This window comes from Arthrobacter sp. NPDC092385, assembly GCF_044755105.1.
Lineage (GTDB): Bacteria > Actinomycetota > Actinomycetes > Actinomycetales > Micrococcaceae > Arthrobacter_D.
The window spans coordinates 589,879-611,456 of record NZ_JBIVQL010000001.1 but is presented as its reverse complement, the minus strand read 5'-3'; the positions used below and the strand labels follow the sequence as shown (position 1 = coordinate 611,456).

General features: G+C 68.9%; 22 protein-coding genes and 1 tRNA gene. 13 read left to right on the top strand and 10 right to left on the bottom strand.

Annotation, left to right across the window (positions count from 1 at the left end):
• Positions 1-508: 508 nt before the first annotated feature.
• A tRNA-Tyr gene (locus tag ACIQCY_RS02960) sits at positions 509-590 on the bottom strand.
• Between the two features lie 89 nt (positions 591-679).
• Positions 680-1,054, bottom strand: a complete 375-nt coding sequence (locus ACIQCY_RS02955) for a hypothetical protein (protein ID WP_400482388.1) — start codon at positions 1,052-1,054, stop codon at positions 680-682.
• A gap of 165 nt (positions 1,055-1,219) precedes the next feature.
• Here ACIQCY_RS02955 and ACIQCY_RS02950 point away from each other — a divergent pair, with 165 nt between their 5' ends.
• Positions 1,220-1,708: a YajQ family cyclic di-GMP-binding protein gene (locus tag ACIQCY_RS02950; protein ID WP_104051037.1), complete on the top strand. Its 489-nt coding sequence runs from the start codon at positions 1,220-1,222 to the stop codon at positions 1,706-1,708.
• A gap of 72 nt (positions 1,709-1,780) precedes the next feature.
• On the opposite strand, the gene htpX is transcribed toward ACIQCY_RS02950, so the two are convergent.
• The 3 genes from htpX to ACIQCY_RS02935 form a co-directional block, all read right to left on the bottom strand.
• Entirely contained in the window at positions 1,781-2,659 is an 879-nt protein-coding gene (gene htpX / locus ACIQCY_RS02945; RefSeq protein WP_400482387.1) for a zinc metalloprotease HtpX, read from the bottom strand.
• A gap of 116 nt (positions 2,660-2,775) precedes the next feature.
• Positions 2,776-4,062 (bottom strand): MFS transporter, encoded by a 1,287-nt coding sequence (locus ACIQCY_RS02940; RefSeq protein WP_400482386.1) that lies wholly within the window; start codon positions 4,060-4,062, stop codon positions 2,776-2,778.
• Between the two features lie 41 nt (positions 4,063-4,103).
• Positions 4,104-4,808 (bottom strand): esterase/lipase family protein, encoded by a 705-nt coding sequence (locus ACIQCY_RS02935; protein ID WP_400482385.1) that lies wholly within the window; start codon positions 4,806-4,808, stop codon positions 4,104-4,106.
• A gap of 92 nt (positions 4,809-4,900) precedes the next feature.
• Between ACIQCY_RS02935 and ACIQCY_RS02930 the strand changes: the two genes are divergently transcribed.
• The 8 genes from ACIQCY_RS02930 (at position 4,901) to ACIQCY_RS02895 (ending at position 10,897) form a co-directional block, all read left to right on the top strand.
• Positions 4,901-5,371: a Fur family transcriptional regulator gene (locus ACIQCY_RS02930; RefSeq protein ID WP_400482384.1), complete on the top strand. Its 471-nt coding sequence runs from the start codon at positions 4,901-4,903 to the stop codon at positions 5,369-5,371.
• Between the two features lie 27 nt (positions 5,372-5,398).
• Positions 5,399-6,886, top strand: coding sequence for a catalase (locus ACIQCY_RS02925; RefSeq protein ID WP_400482383.1), 1,488 nt, complete (start codon positions 5,399-5,401; stop codon positions 6,884-6,886).
• Positions 6,887-6,999: 113 nt separating this feature from the next.
• Positions 7,000-7,539 carry a GNAT family N-acetyltransferase gene (locus ACIQCY_RS02920; protein ID WP_400482382.1) on the top strand — a complete coding sequence of 180 codons (540 nt, stop codon included), beginning with the start codon at positions 7,000-7,002 and terminating at the stop codon, positions 7,537-7,539.
• Between the two features lie 62 nt (positions 7,540-7,601).
• Entirely contained in the window at positions 7,602-8,612 is a 1,011-nt protein-coding gene (locus tag ACIQCY_RS02915; protein ID WP_400482381.1) for an adenosine deaminase, read from the top strand.
• An 81-nt stretch (positions 8,613-8,693) separates the two neighbouring features.
• Complete coding sequence (locus ACIQCY_RS02910) at positions 8,694-9,080, top strand: hypothetical protein (RefSeq protein ID WP_400482380.1); 387 nt, start codon at positions 8,694-8,696, stop codon at positions 9,078-9,080.
• 98 nt (positions 9,081-9,178) lie between these two features.
• Positions 9,179-9,817: a YitT family protein gene (locus ACIQCY_RS02905; protein WP_400482379.1), complete on the top strand. Its 639-nt coding sequence runs from the start codon at positions 9,179-9,181 to the stop codon at positions 9,815-9,817.
• A 131-nt stretch (positions 9,818-9,948) separates the two neighbouring features.
• Complete coding sequence (locus ACIQCY_RS02900) at positions 9,949-10,341, top strand: hypothetical protein (RefSeq protein ID WP_400482378.1); 393 nt, start codon at positions 9,949-9,951, stop codon at positions 10,339-10,341.
• 61 nt (positions 10,342-10,402) lie between these two features.
• Complete coding sequence (locus tag ACIQCY_RS02895; protein WP_400482377.1) at positions 10,403-10,897, top strand: NUDIX domain-containing protein; 495 nt, start codon at positions 10,403-10,405, stop codon at positions 10,895-10,897.
• A 26-nt stretch (positions 10,898-10,923) separates the two neighbouring features.
• Here the strand turns inward: ACIQCY_RS02895 and ACIQCY_RS02890 are convergent, their stop codons facing one another.
• Together ACIQCY_RS02890 and ACIQCY_RS02885 are read right to left on the bottom strand one after the other, a co-directional pair.
• Entirely contained in the window at positions 10,924-13,473 is a 2,550-nt protein-coding gene (locus tag ACIQCY_RS02890) for an MMPL family transporter (protein WP_400482376.1), read from the bottom strand.
• Between the two features lie 60 nt (positions 13,474-13,533).
• Positions 13,534-14,208 carry a TetR/AcrR family transcriptional regulator gene (locus ACIQCY_RS02885; RefSeq protein ID WP_400482375.1) on the bottom strand — a complete coding sequence of 225 codons (675 nt, stop codon included), beginning with the start codon at positions 14,206-14,208 and terminating at the stop codon, positions 13,534-13,536.
• A gap of 130 nt (positions 14,209-14,338) precedes the next feature.
• Between ACIQCY_RS02885 and ACIQCY_RS02880 the strand changes: the two genes are divergently transcribed.
• Both ACIQCY_RS02880 and ACIQCY_RS02875 read left to right on the top strand, forming a co-directional pair.
• Positions 14,339-15,313, top strand: coding sequence for an aldo/keto reductase (locus ACIQCY_RS02880; protein WP_400482374.1), 975 nt, complete (start codon positions 14,339-14,341; stop codon positions 15,311-15,313).
• 242 nt (positions 15,314-15,555) lie between these two features.
• The gene (locus ACIQCY_RS02875; RefSeq protein ID WP_400482373.1) at positions 15,556-17,337 is read left to right on the top strand and encodes an N-acetylglutaminylglutamine amidotransferase; all 1,782 of its coding nucleotides are present in this window, start codon (positions 15,556-15,558) and stop codon (positions 17,335-17,337) included.
• A gap of 13 nt (positions 17,338-17,350) precedes the next feature.
• Here ACIQCY_RS02875 and ACIQCY_RS02870 read toward each other — a convergent pair whose 3' ends face one another.
• Positions 17,351-18,094, bottom strand: a complete 744-nt coding sequence (locus ACIQCY_RS02870) for a GAF and ANTAR domain-containing protein (protein ID WP_400482372.1) — start codon at positions 18,092-18,094, stop codon at positions 17,351-17,353.
• A gap of 133 nt (positions 18,095-18,227) precedes the next feature.
• On the opposite strand from ACIQCY_RS02870, the gene ACIQCY_RS02865 reads away from it, so the two are divergent.
• Positions 18,228-19,145, top strand: a complete 918-nt coding sequence (locus ACIQCY_RS02865) for a cation diffusion facilitator family transporter (protein WP_400482371.1) — start codon at positions 18,228-18,230, stop codon at positions 19,143-19,145.
• Positions 19,146-19,147: 2 nt separating this feature from the next.
• Entirely contained in the window at positions 19,148-19,468 is a 321-nt protein-coding gene (locus tag ACIQCY_RS02860) for an ArsR/SmtB family transcription factor (protein WP_400482437.1), read from the top strand.
• Positions 19,469-19,517: 49 nt separating this feature from the next.
• Here ACIQCY_RS02860 and ACIQCY_RS02855 read toward each other — a convergent pair whose 3' ends face one another.
• Entirely contained in the window at positions 19,518-19,934 is a 417-nt protein-coding gene (locus tag ACIQCY_RS02855; RefSeq protein ID WP_400482370.1) for a DUF779 domain-containing protein, read from the bottom strand.
• 8 nt (positions 19,935-19,942) lie between these two features.
• Positions 19,943-21,466: an aldehyde dehydrogenase family protein gene (locus ACIQCY_RS02850; RefSeq protein WP_400482369.1), complete on the bottom strand. Its 1,524-nt coding sequence runs from the start codon at positions 21,464-21,466 to the stop codon at positions 19,943-19,945.
• Positions 21,467-21,578 lie beyond the last annotated feature (112 nt).

The following is a 21,578-nucleotide window of genomic DNA, read 5'->3' as shown; positions in this document are numbered from 1 at the left end:
CCGGCAGAATCCGGGTGCAGCTAGGTGGGTAATCGCGAGAAGGCTACATACTTGTGTCTGGTGTTGCCGATGATTCGGGAGTGAAAGCGGAATCTTGGGTAGAACCTGCGGGTCTCTCGTTGGTTCAGTGGGCGAGTCGTTTGGGAATGGAGCCCCTGACGACACCTGGTCCTGCAGTTGGCGAGTAGGCCGTTCCTCTGTTCCTGGGCCACGCGATGTCGGTCTCGCTGATCGGGATCTCGGAGTCCTGGATCCCCTCGCCCCTGGCCGGTTCCGCTCGCTCGTCGGGGAGTGGTCCGATGGTGATAGCTCCGGACAAGGCGCGCCGAGAAGGGCCTGGAAGCAACCTTGAGCGCGCTGTCATCGGGGGCACTACGCTGCGCGATGCGGGTCAAGAATGCGTGGGTCGCGCTGTCCCACAAGCGAACAGGGCGTGAGACCGACGGCTTGAACACAAGAGGCCGGTACTTCCGCTGTTGCTAGCGGTAGTACCGGCCTCTTCTTGCTGTGGCAGATGAGGGATTCGAACCCCCGTAGGCGTTGCCAGCTGATTTACAGTCAGCCCCCTTTGGCCGCTCGGGTAATCTGCCGAACGTCTTCACAGGAAGACCGCCCGCAGCAAGCGCGGGCAAGACAACTTTACAGACAAACCGCCCCTGTGACGAATCGGGGCCGGGCCCTACAGTCCGGCGGCCACCCGACGCTCGATCTGCGCGTAGAAACCGTCCGCCTGCTCGGGCGTGACCAGATGCAGCAGCACCGCGCGGTCCAGGTCGGCGCGCACTCCCGCGAGGCGTTCCTCCGACGACTCCAGCCCGGTTGTGGCGGCGACGGGGGCAGCAGGGGTGACCGACGACGGGGAATCGAGCCCGAGCGTGAGGTCGCCGGCCTCATGGTCGGTGCTGTCCGGGCTCGCGCTGACCACCCGCAGCGGTACGGCCAGCGCCGGTGCCGCCGTGAATCCTGTCAGCGACGCCGCGGTGGCGGCGGCGAGGAAGGATCCCGCCACCGCCTTGCGGAGGCGTACCTGGTAGCGGCGTCGTGGGTCAGGCATGTCGGTTCTCTCTCCTCGGGGCTGTGCTGGTATCCCCACCGTTCCATCGAACCGTGAGTGCGCCCCCGGTGGTTCCTGACCGCCGGCTGGAAAGCGCTCCGCGCCGCCGCGCGGGGGTTGCGGATAGTCTTTAACGCAAGAACCCAACCACCCCTAGGAGGCATCGTGGCGAGCGAATCCACGTTCGACGTCGTAAGCAAAGTGGACAAGCAGGAGGTCGCCAACGCGCTGAACCAGGCGCAGAAGGAGATCGCCCAGCGCTACGACTTCAAGGGAGTCGGCGCCGAGGTGGACTTCAGCGGCGAGAAGATCCTCATGAAGGCCAATTCGGAGGAGCGCGTCCTGGCCGTGCTCGACGTCCTGCAGTCCAAGATGATCAAGCGCGGCATCTCCCTGAAGTCCCTCGACACCGGCGAGCCGTTCCCCTCCGGCAAGGAGTTCCGGCTGGAGACCTCCATCAAGGAGGGCATCGCCCAGGACATCGCGAAGAAGATCAACAAGCTGATCCGCGACGAGGGACCCAAGGGCGTCAAGTCGCAGATCCAGGGTGACGAGCTGCGTGTTAGCTCCAAGTCGCGCGACGACCTGCAGGCCACCATGGCCCTGCTCAAGAACTTCGACGAGGCAGACCTGCAGTTCGTGAACATGCGCTGACCCGAGCACCACATACGGACGACGGCGGCCCCACCTGCGGAAGGTGGGGCCGCCGTCGTCATGAGGCAGTGATCAGCTGAGCGGACGCCCCGCCATGCCCTCGAGGCGTGCGATGCGCTGGTCCATCGGCGGGTGGGTGGCGAAGAGTCGGCCCGCGCCACCGCCCTTGAACGGATTGGCGATCATGAGGTGCGAGGTGTTCACGAGCCGCTGGTCCTGGGGAAGCGGCGCCCGCTGCGTGCCCCGCTCGAGCTTGCGGAGGGCGGACGCGAGAGCCAGCGGATCGTCCGTCAGGACGGCGCCGTCCTCGTCGGCGTCGTACTCGCGGGTGCGGCCGATGGCCGTCTGGACGAGGCCCGCGGCCAGCGGGGCGAGGAGGGCGAGCAGCAGCGCGCCGATGGCGTTGCCGCCCTGGTTCCGGTTGCCGCCCATCATGCCGGTGAAGGCGAACATCTGTGCCACCGAGGTGATGACGCCTGCGACGGCGGCCGCGATCGAGCCGGTGAGGATGTCGCGGTTGTAGACGTGCATGAGCTCATGGCCGAGGACACCGCGCAGTTCGCGCTCGTCGAGCAGCTGCAGGATGCCCTGGGTGCAGCACACGGCGGAGTTCTCGGGGTTGCGGCCGGTCGCGAAGGCGTTCGGCGCCATGGTCGGCGAGACGTAGAGCCTCGGCATCGGCTTGTCGGCCCTCGAGCTGAGCTCCCGGACGATCCGGTACATGGCCGGCGCCTGCTGCTCCGTGACCTCGACCGCGCCCATGCTGCGGATCGCGATCTTGTCGCTGTTCCAGTAGCTGTAGGCGATGGACCCGACGCCGAGCAGGGCGAACAGCCAGATGAACATGGAACTGCCGGTCGCCGCGGCGATCACCGCGCCGAACACGAGGAAGATCCCCATGAGGGCGCCGAACAACAACGCCGTCTTGGCACCGTTGAAATGGTTGTGCACGTCTGACTCCCTTGCGATCCGGAGGCCTCGCGGCCCATCGATACAACGGAGGGTCGGAGCGGCCTGTTCCGATCATGGTACGGCGGGGCGCTGCGCGATTGCTGGGAGGAACCGGGTCAGGGCTCGGGACGGCGGGAGTCGTACCGGGCGAAGCGCGGCTGCCAGCGGGCGACGGCGAGGACCAGCACGATGCAGGCGATGCCTCCGACGACGGCGGTCCACCCCTCCCCCAGCCAGGCCGCCTGCCCACCGGCGACCATGTCCCCCAGACGCGGACCGCCGGCCACGACCACGATGAACACGCCCTGCAACCGCCCGCGCATGGCGTCCGGCGTGGCGGACTGGAGGATGGTGTTGCGGAACACGCTGCTGACGGAGTCCGCGATGCCCGCGAGGACGAGGCAGGCCGCGGCGGGCAGCACCCACACCGACAGTTCCCCCTCGCCGGGGGCCGGCAGGGACGACGAACTCGCCATGACGACCACGAGACCGAAGCCCGCCACGGATGCACCCCACCCGACGATCGACCAGATCACGGCCTGGCCGTGCTTGTGGACCCGGCCGAGGGGACCGGAGAACAGGCCCGCCAGCACCGAACCGAACGCGGCCGAGGCGAGCAGGAGGCCGACGGTCAGCTCGCCCCCACCGATGAGTACCGCGCCCACCGCGGGCAGCAGCGCCCGCGGCTGGGACGTGATCATGGCGATGAGGTCGAGGACGAAGGTCATGCGGATGTTCGGCCGTGTACCGAGGAACCGGAACCCCTCGAGCACCGTGGCCAGGCCCGCCCGCCGGGTAGGGCCCTCGGGAGGCAGGGACGGAAGCCGGAAGACAGCCCACAGCGCGAAGGTGAAGGTCACGACGTCGACGGTGTACGTCCAGGCGTAGCCGACCTGCGCCACCAGGAGCCCGGCCAGGAGGGGCCCGACGGTGAACGCGAGCCCGAAGGTGATCATGCTCAGCGCATTCGCGGCGGGCAGCAGTTCCGGACGGACGAGGCGCGGGATGATCGAGCTCCGCGTGGGCTGGTTGATGCCCGCGGCTCCGGACTGGACGGCGATCAGGATGTACAGCAGCCAGACGCTGTCGACGCCGATCCACGCCTGCGCGGCGATGGCCGTCGTGGTGCCCCAGAGCGCGAAGCCGGAGTAGAGGGCGACGGTGCGGCGGTCCTGGGCGTCGGCGATCGCCCCGCCGTAGAGGCCCGCGACCACCAGGGGCACGAGGGCGAACAGGCTGAGCAGGCCGACGCTGAACGTGGACTGTGTGAGGGAGTAGATCTGGAGGCTCACGGCCACGATGGTGAGCTGCGTGCCGATGGCCGAGAGCGCCGTGCCGATGTAGAGCCTGCGGAATGCCGGACTCTCCTTCAGCGGGGTGATGTCGGCGAGGAGTCTGGGCACGGGGAAAGTCTAGCCGCGGATTGATTCGCCCCAGCAACGAATCAGGCGGCGTCGCGCTCCCCCGCCCCGATGGCCCGGCCGATCTCCCGCAGGACGCGCGCGTCCGCGATGGGGCGGAAATGGCCCATCGTGTCCAGCTGGACGTTGCGCGCGCCCTCCACGAAGCTGCCGCCCGGGATATGCGGATCGAACCGGCCGTAGATGGACGTGATGCGGGCATTGAGTTCGAGGTTCGCGAGGAGGGTCTGCAGCGTCCTGTCATGGGGGGAGAAGGCGCGGATGCTCGGCAGGAGGAAGAAGTTGGCGTAGACGGATCCCGAGAACGGGGTGTTGATCGCCACCAGGCGGTTGATGCGTGGGGCAACGCTGGACATCGTCATGAGGAACTTGCCGATCAGGCCGCCCTTGCTGTGCGCGACGATGACGACGTCGGTGAGGTCGTGCTCTTCCAGGTACCCGGCGGCGAGCTGGGCCATGGCTTCCACCGTTCCCCGGTTGTAGCCGAGCTTCTGCACCACGTGGACCGGATGGCCCGCCCGGTGCAGGCTGTCGGCGATCGGCCTCATGAACTGCCACGTCTCGTAGATGCCGGGAATGAGCAGCACGGGCGCCTTGCCGTCGGGGGCTCCGGGCGCAGGCGCCAGGTACTGCCCCGGATCCGCTCTGAACAGAAAGCCCTGCACCTGCCAGAAGCCGACGTACGCATAGTCCAGCAGCCAGGCCCAGCCGCGCTCGAGAAGGTTCACCCTTTCCACGGTACCGACCGCGCGGACCACATGGGGCGCAAGTTAGCGCCGCCTTATTATGACTAATTCAGATTTACTGGTTGACTGAGGCCATGATGCAGACAGCCATGACGCCGGAGGCCCGCGAGGCCCAGTGGTCCGCTGCCCTGCACTCCCACCACCGCCGCGTGACGCGCCAGCGCCTCGCCGTCCTCGCCGCCGTCGAGCGGTTGCCGCACGCCACGGCCGACGACGCCGCGAGCGCGGTCCGCGCGGAACTGCCCCACATCACCGTGCAGTCCGTCTACGTGATCCTTGCCGACCTCACCGACATCGGCCTGCTGCGGCGCATCGAGACGCCGCACTCCCCCGCCCGCTACGAGACCCGCGTGGGCGACAACCACCACCACGCCGTCTGCACCGGGTGCGGCCGGATCGAGGACGTCGACTGCGCGGTGGGACACGCGCCCTGCCTGACCCCCGAGTGGTCCCCCGGCGCCTCACGCATGACCATCCAGATTGCCGAGGTCCTCTACCAGGGCCTCTGCGACGACTGCCGCCCGGCAGTCCCGAGCCACCCCTGATCCCCAACCCCTAGGAATAGGAGCACTATGTCCGCGAACTTCAGCACCACGCAGTCCGGCGCCCCCGTCATCGATGACAGCAACTCGTCCGTCCTCGGCCGCGACGGCGCCATCCCGCTGACCGACCACTACCTCGTCGAGAAGCTGGCCCAGTTCAACCGCGAGCGCGTCCCCGAGCGCGTGGTCCACGCCAAGGGCGGCGGAGCCTTCGGTGTCTTCGAGACCACCGAGGACGTCAGCATGTACACCCGGGCAGCGCTGTTCCAGAAGGGCGCGACGACGGAGACCCTCCTCCGCTTCTCCTCCGTGGCCGGCGAGCAGGGTTCGCCCGACACCTGGCGCGACCCCCGCGGCTTCGCCCTGAAGTTCTACACCTCCGAGGGCAACTACGACCTCGTGGGCAACAACACCCCCGTGTTCTTCATCCGCGACGGCATCAAGTTCCCCGACTTCATCCACTCGCAGAAGCGCCTTCCGGGCACCAACCTGCGCGACGCCGACATGCAGTGGGACTTCTGGACCCTCAGCCCCGAGTCCGCGCACCAGGTGACCTGGCTGATGGGTGACCGTGGCCTGCCGAACTCGTGGCGCACCATGAACGGCTACGGCTCGCACACCTACATGTGGATCAACGAGTCCAACGAGAAGTTCTGGGTCAAGTACCACTTCAAGTCCAACCAGGGCCACGAGGTACTCACGGTCGACGAGGCGGAGTCGCTGGCCGGCTCGGACGCCGACCACCACCTGCGCGACCTCTCGGAGAACATCGCCAAGGGCAACCACCCGAGCTGGGACCTCAAGGTCCAGATCATGCCCTACGACGACGCGAAGACGTACCGCTTCAACCCGTTCGACCTCACCAAGGTCTGGCCGCAGGGCGACTACCCCCTGATCCCGGTCGGCAAGCTCACGCTGAACCGCAACCCGGAGAACTACTTCGCGCAGATCGAGCAGGCCACGTTCGCGCCGTCGAACTTCGTGCCGGGGATCGCCGCCAGCCCGGACCGCATGCTCCAGGCCCGCATCTTCTCCTACGCGGACGCGCACCGCTACCGCGTGGGCACCAATCACGCCCAGCTGCCGGTGAACATGCCGAAGAACGAGGTGCGCAACTACTCGAAGGACGGCGCTGCGCGCTACTACTTCAACTCGGCCGCGACCCCGGTGTACGCACCGAACTCGGTGGGCGGACCGGCTGCCGATCCCGCGCAGTACGGTGCGCACGGCGGGTGGGAGAACGACGGCGACCTCGTCTACGCGGCGCACTCGCTGCACGCGGAGGACGACGATTTCGGGCAGGCCGGCACGCTCTACCGCGAAGTGTTCGACGACGCGCAGCGTGCGCGCTTCCTCGAGACGATCACCGGTGCTGTCGGTGGCGTGAGGAGCGACGAGATCCGCGCACGGGCGGTCCAGTACTGGGCCAACGTCGACGCCGAACTCGGCGCGAAGCTCGCCGCCAACCTCGGGCACGGCGTCACGCCGGCCACGGAGTCGGAGGCTGCGCTCTACTAGGGTGCACTCCGGCACCCGATGAGACGGCAGGGCGGACCCCGACGGGTCCGCCCTGCCGTTCCTCTGCCCACTGTGCCCTGCCGCCGACCCCGGGATGTTGGCACAATGCACTCATGCGCTCCCCTACCGTCCGCCAGGCGACCGTCCACGATGCCGCCGCCTGCGCTGCCATCTACGCGTACCACGTCCTGCACACCGTCGCGTCCTTCGAGACGAAGCCACCGGGGGCGGCCGAGATGGCGGACCGTATCTCGGACGCCCTGGCCACCCACGCCTGGCTCGTCCTCGTGGACGAGGGCGCCGTCGTCGGCTATGCGTATGCCGGCGACCACCGCGCCCGGGCGGGCTATCAGTGGACGTGTGAGGTGAGCGTCTACCTGCAGGAGGGCCGACGACGGTCCGGCGGCGGCAGGGCCCTCTACGACGTGCTGCTTCCCGCCCTGGCCGTGCGAGGGTTCCGCACGGCGCTCGCCGGGATGACCCTGCCGAACGAGGCGAGCGAAGGGCTGCACCGGGCCTTCGGCTTCGAGCCGGTCGGCGTGTACCGCAACGTCGGGTTCAAGGACGGCCGCTGGCACGACACCCAGTGGCTCCAGAAGGATCTCGCGTCCCTCGGCGGCATCGACGTGGCCCACCCCGCGGTGCCGGCCTGACGCCGGTCGCCCACCGGGCGCCGGTCTGGCAGGCATGGGCCGTTCTCTCCTAGGCTGGGGCGATGCTCCCACTGCCCTGCGCCGAACTGCACCTGCACATCGAAGGCACCCTCGAGCCGGACCTCATCTTCGCCCTCGCCGACCGGAACGGGATCGATCTGCCTCATCCGGATGCCGCCGCCCTCGCCGACCGCTACGCGTTCACGGACCTGCAGTCCTTCCTGGACCTGTACTACGCGAACATGGACGTGCTGCGCACCGCGGACGATTTCGCCGACATGACCCGGGCCTACCTGCGGCGCGCCGCCGCAGCGGGCGTGCGCCACGCGGAGATCATGATGGATCCGCAGGCGCACCTCGCCCGCGGCGTGGCACTGGAGACGTGTGTCGGCGGTGTGGCCGCAGCGCTCGCGACGAGTGAGGCCGATTTCGGCATCAGCACCGTCCTCATCGCCGCCTTCCTGCGCGACCGCCCCGCCTCGGAGGCACTCGGGGTCCTGCGGGACCTCCTCGCGATGAAGGCGCCGATCGTCGGCATCGGGCTGGACTCGGCGGAGGTGGGCTACCCGCCGTCGCTCTTCGCCGAGGTGTACGACGCCGCGCGGGCGGCCGGGCTGAAGTGCATCGCGCACGCGGGAGAGGAAGGTCCTCCCGCCTACGTCCGGGAGGCACTCGACATCCTGCGCGTGGACCGGCTGGACCACGGCATCCGGTGCCTCGAGGACGAGGCACTCGTCGAGCGCCTCGTCGCCGAGCGCGTCCCGCTGACCGTCTGCCCGCTCTCGAACGTCAGGCTCCGCGCCGTGGACACCATCGGGGACCACCCCCTGCCGGAGATGCTCGCCCGCGGGCTGAACGTCTCCGTCAACTCGGACGATCCCGCGTACTTCGGCGGCTATGTGGACGACAACGTGGCCGCTCTCCAGGAGGCGTTCGGGCTGGGGGCGGACGACCTCGCGACACTCGCCGCCAACTCCTTCCGCTCGGCATTCCTCGACGAGGGGCGCCGCGCCGTCCTGCTGGGCGAGGTGGAGGCGTGGCGGACCGCGCCGCACGCGCCCGGCACCACGTAGGGGCCCCGGCAGTGGCAGACTGCTGTCGGGACTCCTGAACGATCGGGTACGGGTGCGGGAACGGACGGGAGGGGCATCAGCGTGGATGACTTCACGATCGACCATGCCGCGGGCGTCCTCGAGGTGACCTGGCGCCCCGGCATCGTGATCGGCCCTGCCGAACTCGACGTCCTCGCGAACACGATCACCCACTTCCCCCACTGGCACCGAACGCCGATGCTCGTGCGCCTCGACCTCGTCCGGCACATCACCCCCTCCGCGCGCCAGCTGCTCGTCGCCTACCGGCACCTCGCTCCCATCGCCCTGACCGGCAACGACCCCGTGGATCGGGTCCTCGCCGCCTTCATCACCCAGTCCCGCAGCCGTACCCGGTACTTCCCGCGGACCGCCGAAGCCCGGACCTGGCTCTCCTCCGCCCGGCAGGAAGAGCCGGCTCCGGAACTCGTGGCGTCGTCGTCCTGGCTGTGACATCCCGTGCGGACCGCAGCGCTCTTCGATGTGTGCTTTCCTTCACAACCGGGCCTTTCCGTGGTGCCCGCGCAGCCGGCCGGTGATAGCTTGCCGCCATGGATACGACAACGGCGAGACCGGGCTCCGTCACAGCGGACTCCGTGGTCCGGCACTCGGCACTGGAGGACATTCTCGGAATCGTCACGGGTACGTTCACCGTGTCCCTCGGCCTGTTCCTGCTCAAGGCGAGCGGCGCTGTCACCGGCGGCACCGCCGGTCTCGCGCTGCTCCTGAGCTATGCGGGCGGGATACCGTTCAGCGTCCTGTTCTTCGCCGTGAACATCCCGTTCTTCGCGCTGGCGGTGTGGAAGAAGGGCTGGGACTTCACGCTGCGCACCATGCTCGCCGTCGCGCTGGTCTCGGGCCTGTCCTACCTCCACCCGCTGGCCCTCGGCGGGCTGACCCTGGACCCGCTCTATGCTGCCCTCGGTGGGAACCTGCTGGCAGGCGTCGGGCTGCTGATCCTCTTCCGGCACAAGGCGAGCCTCGGCGGCTTCAACATCCTCGCGCTCATCCTGCAGGAACGCCTCGGCTGGCGGGCGGGGTACGTGCAGATGGCACTCGACACGACCGTCGTGCTCGCTGCCTTCACCGTCGTCGACCCCGCGAGTGTGCTGCTGTCCGCCATCGGCGCCGTGCTGCTCAACCTGGTCCTGGCCCTCAACCACCGGCCCGGTCGCTACCTCGGCACGTGACGCACTGCCGAGGGGCAGTCTGCGCCGTCGATCACGTTCCTGCCGGCTTCCATGACCAAGGCCCGCTCAACTGGAACGGCTAGGGGCGGGACAGTGCGGTCAGTAGACTGCGGACAGGGATGGGGGCAGCCATGGGGGCACCACAGGACAGGTTTTCCGTGCAGCTGGAGGAGAACGGGCTGGTCTCCGTGCGCTGGGAGCCGCGGATCGTCCTCCGGAATTCCGACGGAGAGCAGCTGACCGCGCAACTCCGCAGCGCACTGCCAGGGCTCCGCGTTCATCTCCTCATGTTCCTCAACGGCATGGAGTCGCTCAGCCAGGATTCGCTCGCATACTTCGCCAGGCGCGCGCCGTTGTCCGCCGTCGCGCTCGTTGCACCGTCCGTCCTCGATCAGGCCCTGATCGAGCTGTATCTCGAGGTCTACCGGCCACCGTACCCCGTGGGCTACTTCCAGGACGGGGCCTCGGCGAGGGCCTGGCTCGGACTCCAGCCCATCCTCGGCCCGACCGCTCTGCGAAGCTGAGGTCCGACAGTCCCGCTCGAACGGCCGCATCCGGGCCGCAGGTCGGGCGTAGCGTGGGGAGATGGACGATGCACGGGTAACCTACGGCCGCAGTCCGGTCGACACCGCACCACCTCGGAGGGTCCGGTCTGCGACCTACGTGCTGCGGGGCCGGGGCGCCGACCGGGAGGTGCTGGTCTTCGACCACGTGCATTACCCCGACGCCGGCACGCAGGTGCCCGGCGGCGGCGTCGAACCCGGGGAAACTCTCGACGCTGCCGCCCGCCGCGAGGTGCTCGAGGAGACCGGGCTCACGCTCACCGGGCCCGTGACCGCGATAGGAGTCGCCGAATCGCCCTCGGGTACGGCAGGCCCGGGAGACCTCACGGTGTTCTTCTCGGCCGAGAGCGACGACCCGCGGGACTCCTGGGAGCACCGCGTCACGGGCGTCCCCGGCCTCCCGGAGGCGGGTTCGGACACCGGCCTCCTCTTCCGCTGCTACTTCTTGCCGCTGTCCCTGGCCCAGGGGGCCAGGGACAACTACCACTTCCGCTGCGCGGACCTGCTCCGGTCCTGACGCCGGACGCCGCGACGCGCCGGCGGCTACACCGGCACGGGCTCCTTCTCCTTCTCCTCGCGGAGGAGCTTGGCTCCCTCGACGTCGACGTCCGGCAGGATCCGCTCCAGCCAAGCCGGAATCCACCATGCGCGCCTGCCCAGCAGGTACATGGCCGCCGGGACCAGCGTCATGCGGACCACGAAGGCATCGAGCAGCACGCCGAAGGCGAGCCCGAACCCGATGGGCCGCACCATGGCCAGGTGCGAGAACACGAAGCCCGCGAACACGGAGACCATGATGATCGCGGCCGCCGTGACCACGCGTGCCCCATGGCTGAAGCCGATGCGGACGGCCGCCTTCGGATCGTCCCCGTGCACATAGGCTTCGCGCATGCCCGAGACGAGGAACATCTGGTAGTCCATCGCGAGGCCGAACAGCACGCCGATCAGGATGATCGGAAGGAAGCTCAGGATGGGTCCGGGATTCGTGACGCCGAAGAAGTCACCCAGCCAGCCCCACTGGTAGATCGCCACGGTCGCGCCGAAACTGGCCAGCAGCGAGAGCAGGAAGCCCGCCGTCGCGATGATGGGCACGAGGATCGAGCGGAAGACCAGCAGCAGCAGGATCAGCGACAGCCCCACCACGATCCCGAGGTACAGGGGCAGCGCCTCCATGAGCTTGGCGGACACGTCGATGTTCGCCGCGGTCTGGCCGGTCACCGCGATCGGGACGCCGGTCTGCTCCTCGAACTCGTCGGTCGCGCCGCGCAGGTCGCGGACGAGGTTCTCCGTGGTCTCGCTGGCGGGGCCCTCCTCGGGGATCACCTGGAAGATGGCCGTCCGGCCGTCCTCGCTCACCGCCGCGGGCACGGAGGCGGCGACGTCGGGAATCTCGCGCAGGAGGTCGTTCACGTCCAGCCGCAGGGCGGTGAGTTCCGCCTCGTCGGCCGTCTCGGGCATGGAACCGACCACGATCAGCGGACCGTTGGTGCCTGCACCGAACCTGTCCCCGATGGTCGTGTAGGCCTTGAAAGCCGTCGAATCGGCGGGCTCCGTACCGCCGTCGGGCAGCCCGACGCGCAGCTGCGCCGCGGGAATCGCGATCACCCCGAGCAGGACGACCCCCGCGAGGACCGTCAGGACGGGCTTGCGGGTGGCGAAGCCCCCCCAGCCCGCCCCCTTCGCGGCACGCTCGTCGGCACGCGACGCGCCGTCGCCGGTGTCGATGGATGCGGCGGCCGAGTGCTTGTGGCCGTGGGCCTTCGCCCAGCGCCGCCGGGAGACGAGGCGCCGCCCCATCAGGGCGAGCAGCGCCGGCGTGAGCGTGAGGGCCACCAGGACCGACACCGCGACCGTGCCGGCCGCGGAGAGGCCCATGACGGTGAGGAACGGCAGCCCCGGGACCGCCAGTGCGGCGAGGGCCACGACCACAGTGATGCCCGCGAAGAGGACGGCGTTGCCGGCGGTGCCCGTGGCGCGCGCGATGGACTCCTGCATCTCCATGCCGCGCAGCAACTGTGTCCGGTGCCGGTTGACGATGAACAGCGAGTAGTCGATGCCGACCGCGAGGCCCAGCATCAGCGCGAGGACCGGGGAGATGCTGTTCAGCTCGACGAGGCCGGAGAGCGCGAACGTGATGCCCACGCCCACCCCGACACCCACGATGGCCATGAGGAGCGGCAGCCCGGCGGCGATCAACGTGCCGAGCATGAGGACGAGCACGACGGCGGCGACGGCCAGGCCGAGGGCCTCGGTGGCGCCGACGATGCCGGAGACGTCCTCGACGATCTCCTTGCTGTATTCGACCGTCACTCCTGCCGATTCGGCCTCGGCGGCCTGCTCCTGCACGGCCTCGCGCAGCTCCGGCGAGACGCCGTTGATCTGCTGCTCGAACTGCACGCTGGCAACAGCGGTGGTGCCGTCCTCGGACAGGAGCCGGACGCCGGAACCGGCCTCGAGCTGCCGCTGCGCGAGGTCGAGCTCGGTCCTGCCGGATTCGAACTCCTCACGGCCCGACTCGAGCTGGGCCCGGCTGGCGTCGAGCTGGGCCTGGCCCTGGGCGAGCTGCTGGGCTGTCGCGGCAGCCTGCGCCGGTGGCAACTGTGCGCGGGCCTGGTCGAACTGGGCACGCTGCTGGTCGAGCTGGGCCTGCCCCTGCTCGAGTTGCTGCTCCCCGGCGGTCAGCTGCTGCTCGCTGGCCTCCAGCTGGGCGCGCCCGGACTCGATCTCCTGGGCTCCGGACGTCACCTGGTCCGTGACGTCGAAGGGGTCGACGACACCGCGCACGCCGTCGAGCCCTGCCACCGCGGCGAGGGCTTCCTGCACGTCCTCACGCTGTTCGGCGGAGAAGGCCGCGCCGTCGTCCGTGCTGAAGACCACGGTGCCGGTGCCGCCCACCGCCTCGGGCAGTTCCTCCCTCAAGCGGTCCGAGATGCGTTGCGACTCGGTGCCGGGGATGGTGAAGTTGTTCGTCAGCGTGCCGTGGAAGGCGACGGCAGCGCCACCGACCGCGAGCATGATCGCGAGCCAGGCCGAGATGACCCACCACCGCCTCCGGAACGCGAACGAGCCGAGACGGTAGAGCAGAAATGCCATGGAGTGGTCCTAGCGGAGAAGGAGCGGACAGCGGAACGGGAGGATCGGAGAAGGCAGGGGTCAGGAGCCGTGCAGCGGGACGGCTGCGACGGCAGTGGAAGGATCCACCGTGGGATCGGTGAAGCCGTCGCGCAGCATGGTCAGCGACGCGAGGATGCGTGCCTCGAGCTGTTCACCCGAGTCATGGGCGGTGTCGGGGGTGTGGGCCGCCCAGTCACGCATGGCCGCCTTGGTGCAGGAGAGCACCGATCCCACGAGCGAGGTGAGGTAGAGGTCCGACGCGGCGGATCCGAGGCGCCGCCGCATGCCCTCGACGATGCGGGCCTCGGCCCGCTCCCAGGAATGCAGCTGCGCGCGCAGGAGATCTGGGTTCCTGTCCGCCATGCGGAAGAGCTCGCCGTGCTGCGACAGCCCTTCCATCCGCGTGGTCTCGATGAAGGCACGGACGATGGAATCGAACAGTGGCTCGTCCTGCGGCAGCCGTCCGAAGACGTCCAGGGCCAGCTCGAGGAAGCCGTCCGTGCGGACGGTCAGGGCGTCGTCGGCGCTGTGGAAGTAGTTGAAGAAGGTGCGCCGGGACACACCTGCCCGCGCGGCGATCTGGTCCACGGTGAAGGAACCCGGCCCCACGGACAGGGCGAGCTCGAAAGCGGCGTCGGCGATCGCACGGCGGGTGTCGATCTTGTTCTGCTCTCGGCGGCCCAGGGGCTCCGCGCTGTCGGTTGTACTCGGCACGGTCCAAGCGTAGGCGAGAAATTGCACACTGTGCAATCAGGTGATTTCCGAAGAATCTTCCCGCGCCCTGCCACCCGCGCCCCGGCGTACTCTGGCCCCGGCACCATTCCCTCCCCCGAAGGCGGCCTCCATGAAGACCATCACCCTCGGCTCCGGCCTCGACGTCTCCCGGCTCGGCCTGGGCTGCATGGGCATGTCGGCGTTCTACACCGGCAGCGGAAAGGACGACACCGGTTCCGCGAAGACGCTCCACCGGGCCCTCGACCTCGGCGTCACCTTCTTCGACACCGCAGAGATGTACGGCCCCTACACCAACGAGGAACTCGTGGGCCGAGCACTCAGGGACAGGCGGGACGACGTCGTGCTCGCCACGAAGTTCGGCACCATCCGCCACACGGCAGGCGACGCGATGGGCCTGGACGGGAGCCCGGAGAACGTCCGCCTCTCGGTCGAGGGTTCGCTGAAGCGCCTCGGGACGGACTACATCGACCTCTACTACCAGCACCGCATGGATCCGTCCGTACCGGTCGAGGACACCATGGGGGCCTTGGCGGAACTGGTGCAGGAGGGCAAGGTCCGGCATATCGGCCTGTCGGAGGCCGCGCCCGAGACGATCCGCCGGGCACACGCCGTCCACCCGGTGACCGCCCTGCAGACGGAGTACTCACTGTGGAGCAGGGACCCTGAGCGCGAGATCCTCCCCCTCCTGAGGGAGCTCGGCATCGGCTTCGTCCCCTACTCGCCGCTCGGTCGCGGATTCCTGACGGGGACCATCCGCTCGGTCGACCAGCTCGACGAGTCCGACTTCCGCCGCAACAATCCCCGCTTCGCCGGGGAGAACCTGCAGGCCAACATCCGGATCGTGGAACAGGTCGACGCCGTCGCCCAGCAGCTCGACGCGACCCCCGGCCAGGTTGCCCTCGCCTGGCTCCTCGCGCAGGGCACGGACATCGCGCCCATCCCGGGCACCAAGCAGGTGCGCTACCTGGAGGAGAACGTCGCGGCGGATGACCTGACCCTCTCGGAGGACCATCTTGCGCAGCTCGATGCCGTCGCGGCCCCTGTAGGGGACCGCTACGGGGACATGTCCGGCGTGAACCGCTAGCAGCGGACCGAGCACCACCCGACGGTTCGCAAGCGCAAACTTCCTGCCCGGGCCCTGTTTGCCCCGTGATAGACCGTAAGCACGCTTGCTGATTCACCGGAGGTTCGCCACGATCCCCTCCGCAGTTCGGGCGGGCTCCACGAAGCCGACCGGTTCCAGCGCGCGAGTGTCCGGCTCGTTCGGAACCTCACGACAGGGGCCGCGTAGCGAGGCGGAGCCCGGAACCAGAAGGAGGAGACGAGATGTGTGGAATCGCCGGGGAGATCGCATTCCGGGGCGCCCGTGCCGAGCAGGAACCCGTGGCACGCATGAGCGCCGCCATGGAGGCACGGGGGCCCGACGGACACGGTAGCTGGACCAACGGGTGGGTTGCGCTCGGGCACCGGCGGCTCACCGTCATCGATCTCTCGGACGCGGGGGCCCAGCCGATGCACGACGCCGGGTCCGGCCTCTCCCTCGTGTTCAACGGGTGCATCTACAACTACCCGGAGCTCAGGGCCGAGCTCGGCGGCGACCGGGTCTTCGCCTCCACCAGCGACACGGAGGTCATCCTGCGCGCCTACGAGCGCTGGGGCGAGGACTTCGTCGACCATCTGGTGGGCATGTTCGCCGTCGCCATCGTGGACGAGTGCCGGCAGCGCGTCGTGATGGCTCGGGACCGGCTCGGCATCAAGCCCCTCTACATCGCCGACCTGCCCGGCCGCCTGCGGTTCGCCTCCACCCTTCCCGCCCTGGTGGCCGGCGGCGTCGACACGTCGATCGACGAGGTGGGCCTGCACCACTACCTCAGCTGGCACTCGATCATCCCCGCCCCCCGCACCATCCTGCGCGGGGTGCGCAAGCTCCCGCCGGCCACCGTGCGGGTGATCGACGCCGACGGCAGCCGGCGCGACCGCGTCTACTGGAGGCCCGACTACGTCCGCGACCCGGCCAAGGCCGACTGGACCGCGGGCGACTGGCAGGACGCACTGCGCGACTCCCTGACCACAGCCGTCCGCAGGCGCCTCGTCTCGGACGTGCCGGTCGGCGTACTGCTCTCGGGCGGCGTCGACTCGAGCCTGATCGTCGCCCTGCTCGCCGAACTGGGGCAGGAGGGACTCAACACCTTCAGCATCGGTTTCGACGGCGCGGGCGGCGAGGAGGGTGACGAGTTCCGTTACTCGGACCTCATCGCGCAGAAGTACGGGCCGACACACCACAGGATCCACATCGACAGCACCGAACTGGTGCCCGCCATCGAGGACACCATCGGAGCGATGACCGAGCCCATGGGCACCCAGGACGTGACGGGCTTCTATCTCCTGTCCAAGACCGTCTCCGAGCACATCAAGGTGGTGCAGTCCGGGCAGGGCGCCGACGAGGTCTTCGCCGGTTACGCCTACCATCAGCCCGCCGGCTCCGCCCCACGGGGTGCCGCCCTGGACGCGTTCAGGGGAGCGTTCCTGGACCGCACGCACGAGGAGATCTCCGACGTCGTGGAGCCGGAGTGGTTCGTGCCCACGGACGTGAGCCGCGAACTGCTGGCGGCCCACCTCGACGCGCGCGGCGCGGACACGGCGCTCGACGCCGTCCTGCGGCTGGACACGCACCTGCTGCTGGTGGACGATCCCGTGAAGCGCGTGGACAGCATGACCATGGCGTGGGGCCTGGAAGCGCGGGTGCCCTTCCTCGACCAGGACCTCGTGGGCCTGGCCGCGCAGTGCCCGCCGGAGCTGAAGGCGACGCAGGGCGGGAAGGGGATCCTGAAGGACGTGGCGCGGAAGATCATCCCCGCCGAGGTGATCGACCGGCCCAAGGGGTACTTCCCGGTGCCGCCGGTCAAGTACCTCGTGGAGCCGCTCCTCACGACGGTGCGGGAGGCCCTGAGGGCTCCCGAGGCGAAGGACCGCGGGCTCTTCCGCGCGGACTACGTGGACCGTCTGCTCGACGAACCGAACGGCCACTACAGCCCGGGCGGCAACAACATGCTGTGGCAGCTGGGCGTCCTCGAACTCTGGCTGCAGCGGCACGGCATCACCGGGTAACGGCGGCGGAGCATCAAGCCCGCCGCTTGGAACGCGCGGGAAGGCTCCCTGTTCTCGCCAGCTCGTCGGCGACGGCGAGGAGCTTGACGTTGGTCTGGGTGGATACCTGTACCAGCATGATGAATGCCTGGCCGGCCGTGATGCCGTACCTCTCCATCAGGATGCCCTTGGCCTGTCCGATCATGTCCCGCGTAGCGATGGCGTCCTTGAACTGGTGCAGCTTCTGGGCGTCCGCGAAGGCCACGGCGGCGTGTGACGCGACGAGCCGCCCCACGTAGTCGGACTCCTCCGTGAAGGCATGCGGGGCGCGCCCCACGAGATTCAGCGCGCCGAGGTTGTCACCCTGCACGAACAGCTGGAAGGAGAGCATGCTGCCGGCTCCGGCTCCTGCCGCTTTCGCCGAGAACTCGGGCCAGCGTTGCTCGGAGCGCAGATCGGGCACGCTGACCGTCTGCTCTTCGTAGGCGGCGCTCATGCACGGGCCTTCGCCGGTCCGCTCCTGCAACTGGTCGAGGGTCCGTGCGAGATCCCCCGACGGCGCGCGGGATTCGACCCGGCGACGCCCGAGCACCAGCGTGATGGATGCTTCATCCGCGCCGGGCACGAGGGTGACCGCAGCGCGTACAAGCTGCTCGAGCACCGCGTCCTCGGAGTTCTCCCGCTGGAGGGAACGCGCGAGGTCGCTCAGCTTCCCTGCGACGTCGTCCTGCGGCGCACTCCAGCCTCCGCCCATGTCCTGCATGTCATCCGTAGCCATCTGAGCCCTCCTGCCACGCTCGGCACCGTGCTCGGAGCGGGACGTGCCGCCCCGTCGGCGGCCGCGGACCACAACGGTACCAGCGACCCTTGTTCAGGCCGCCCCGGTTCACGGAGCGCTGTACTATCGGAGCATGGGTTCGCACCACCACCACGCGCCGACGACCGCAGCCGCTCGCGGGCCGCTCGCCGGTGCGCTCATGATCACGCTGGGCGTCTTCGCTCTCCAGATCGTGGGGGCGCTGTGGACCGGCAGCCTCGCGCTGCTCTTCGACTCGGTGCACGTGCTGACGGACGCAGCCGGGCTGGCGATGGCCCTCGGGGCCGCGACGCTCTCGGTCCGGCCGGCGACTCCGCGGCGATCGTGGGGGTTCCGACGGGCCGAGGTCATCGCCGCCCTGCTGCAGGCGGCATTCCTGCTCGCGGTCGGCGCCTACGTGCTGGTCGAGGGCGTCCGGCGCCTGATCACACCCCAGGACGTCGCCGCGCCGGAGATGATCGTGTTCGGTGCCGTGGGCCTCGCCGGCAACCTCGCCGCCCTGGCACTCCTCGCCCGGCACCGCACCGCCACCTTCAACCTGCGGGCCGCGTTCCTCGAAGTGCTCAACGACGCACTGGGCTCGGTGGCCGTCATCGCCGCCGCCGTCGTCATCACGCTCACCGGCTGGATGCGGGCGGACGCCATCGTGGCCCTCCTCATCGGCGCCCTGATCATCCCGCGGACCCTGAAGCTGTTGCGGGAGACCATCGACGTGCTGCTGGAATCCACGCCGGCCGGTATCGACCTCGAGGAGGTGCGTGCCCACATCGCCCGGCTGCCCCAGGTCCGGGACGTCCACGATCTCCACATCACCCAGATAGCCACCGGCCTGCCCGTCCTCACGGCGCACATCGTCGTCGACGATGCCTGCTACCGCGACGGATCCGCCCACGCGGTGCTCGACCAGCTCCAGGAATGCGTCGGCCAGCATTTCGACGTCAGTATCGACCACTGCACCTTCCAGATCGAGCCAGTGGGCCACGTACCGCACGAGACGGAGCTGACGCACTGATGCTGGAGACCCTGACCTCGACCTCGGTGCTGGAGCGCGTCGGCACCGCCCTGTCCGATCCTACGCGCGTGCGCATCCTGGTGGCGCTCCGCGACGAGCCGGCCTACCCCAGTGAACTGGCCGAGGCGCTCGGCGTCAGCCGCCAGAGCCTCTCCAACCACCTCTCGTGCCTTCGAGGGTGCGGCCTGGTGGTGTCCGTCCCGGAGGGCAGGCGCTCACGCTACGAGCTCGTGGACCCGAAACTGGGACACGCCCTCACCGATCTTCTCGGGATCGTCCTTGCCGTGGACCCGGAGCACCGGGACCACGGACCCACCTGCTGAGCGGCAAGGCAGGAGGGACCCGGTTCAGATCACCAGACCCCTCCTCCAGCTAGCCCATCAGCCTCGAGCGGATGAGGAACCTCTTGCCCTCGGGCGCCTCGACGGAGAAGCCGCTCCCCCGTCCCGGCACCACGTCGACCGTCAGGTGCGTATGGCGCCAGTACTCGAACTGCTCCCGCGACATCCAGAACTCGATGAGCCGCTCACCCGCGGGTGGATCCTCCCCAGCCCCGTGCGGGCGCACCGTGATGTCGAGGATCCCGAGCAGCACGTCCGCCTCCGCGGTGATGAACTCCCCCGCCGGATAGCACATAGGGGACGAGCCGTCGCAGCACCCGCCGGACTGGTGGAACATCAGCGGCCCGTGGATGAGCCACAGCTTCTCCAGCAGCTCGACTGCGCTGTCCGTCAGCGCCACCCGGGAGGAGGTCTCCCCCGGGATGGTCACCGAGGCTTCGACGGTCATGGCATCTCCTAGAAGAACCCGAGCTTGGATTCTGAGTAGCTCACCAGCAGGTTCTTGGTCTGCTGGTAGTGGTCGAGCATCATGGCATGGTTCTCGCGGCCGATCCCGGAGGACTTGTACCCGCCGAACGCGGCTCCCGCCGGGTAGGCGTGGTAGTTGTTCACCCAGACCCTGCCGGCCTGGATCTCGCGACCCGCGCGGTAGGCGACGTTCCCATTCCGCGACCACACACCGGCCCCGAGGCCGTACAGGGTGTCGTTGGCGATCTCCAGGGCCTCCGCGTAGTCGGTGAACCGGGTCACCGAGACCACCGGACCGAAGATCTCCTCCTGGAACACCCGCATGCTGTTGGTGCCCTCGAACACGGTGGGCTTCACGTAGTAGCCCTCGGCGAGATCGCCGCCGAGGATGTTCCGCTCGCCGCCGGTGAGGACCCTGGCGCCCTCCTGGCGGCCGATGTCCATGTAGGAGAGGATCTTCTCGAGCTGGTCGTTCGAGGCCTGGGCGCCGACCTGCGTGTCCGTGTCGAGCGGGTTGCCCTGCACCATCTTCTCCACCCGAGCGATGGCGTCGGCCATGAACGAGTCGTAGATGGAGTCCTGCACGAGCGCGCGGGAGGGACACGTGCAGACCTCGCCCTGGTTCAGCGCGAAGAGCGCGAAACCCTCGAGCGCCTTGTCGTAGAACGCGTCGTCATCGTCCGCGACGTCGGCGAAGAAGATGTTCGGGCTCTTGCCGCCGAGCTCCAGGGTGACGGGGATGAGATTCTGGCTCGCGTACTGGCTGATGAGGCGGCCGGTGGTCGTCTCGCCGGTGAACGCGATCTTGCGGATGCGCTTGCTCGACGCGAGCGGCTTGCCCGCCTCGACACCGAAACCGTTAACGACGTTCACCACACCCGCCGGAAGGATGTCGCTGATGAGCTCCATGAGCACGAGGATCGACGACGGCGTCTGCTCCGCCGGTTTGAGCACGACGGCGTTCCCGGCGGCGATCGCGGGGGCGAGCTTCCATGTCGCCATGAGGATCGGGAAGTTCCACGGGATGATCTGCCCGACGACGCCGAGCGGCTCACGGTAGTGGTAGGCCGTCATGTCCTCGTCCAGCTGGGTCAGCTGGCCCTCCTGGGCGCGGATGGCCGCGGCGAAGTACCGGAAGTGGTCGATGGCGAGGGGGATGTCCGCGGCGAGGGTCTCCCGGACGGGCTTCCCGTTGTCCCAGGTGTCCGCTACCGCGAGCAGCTCGAGGTTCTCCTCCATGCGGTCCGCGATCCGATTGAGGACCATGGCCCTCTCTGCGGCGGAGGTCCTGCCCCAGGAGGGTGCGGCCTTGTGCGCGGCGTCCAGGGCCAGTTCGATGTCCTCGGCGGTGCCGCGGGCCACCTCGCAGAAGGGCTTGCCTGTCACCGGGGAGATGTTCTCGAAGTACTGGCCCTTGATGGGTGGAGCCCACTCACCGCCGATCCAGTTCTCGTACCTCGGCTTGAAGCTGACCTTCGATCCATCCTGGCCAGGCTGGGCGTAAACAGTCATCGTCGAACTCCTTGAACTCCGTGGATGCGGGACGTCGTCGTCCCCGGTTCCCACACTAGGAGCCGAATGGTTGCATCGACGTTGCATGGGATTCAAGGCCCTGGCGGCCCCG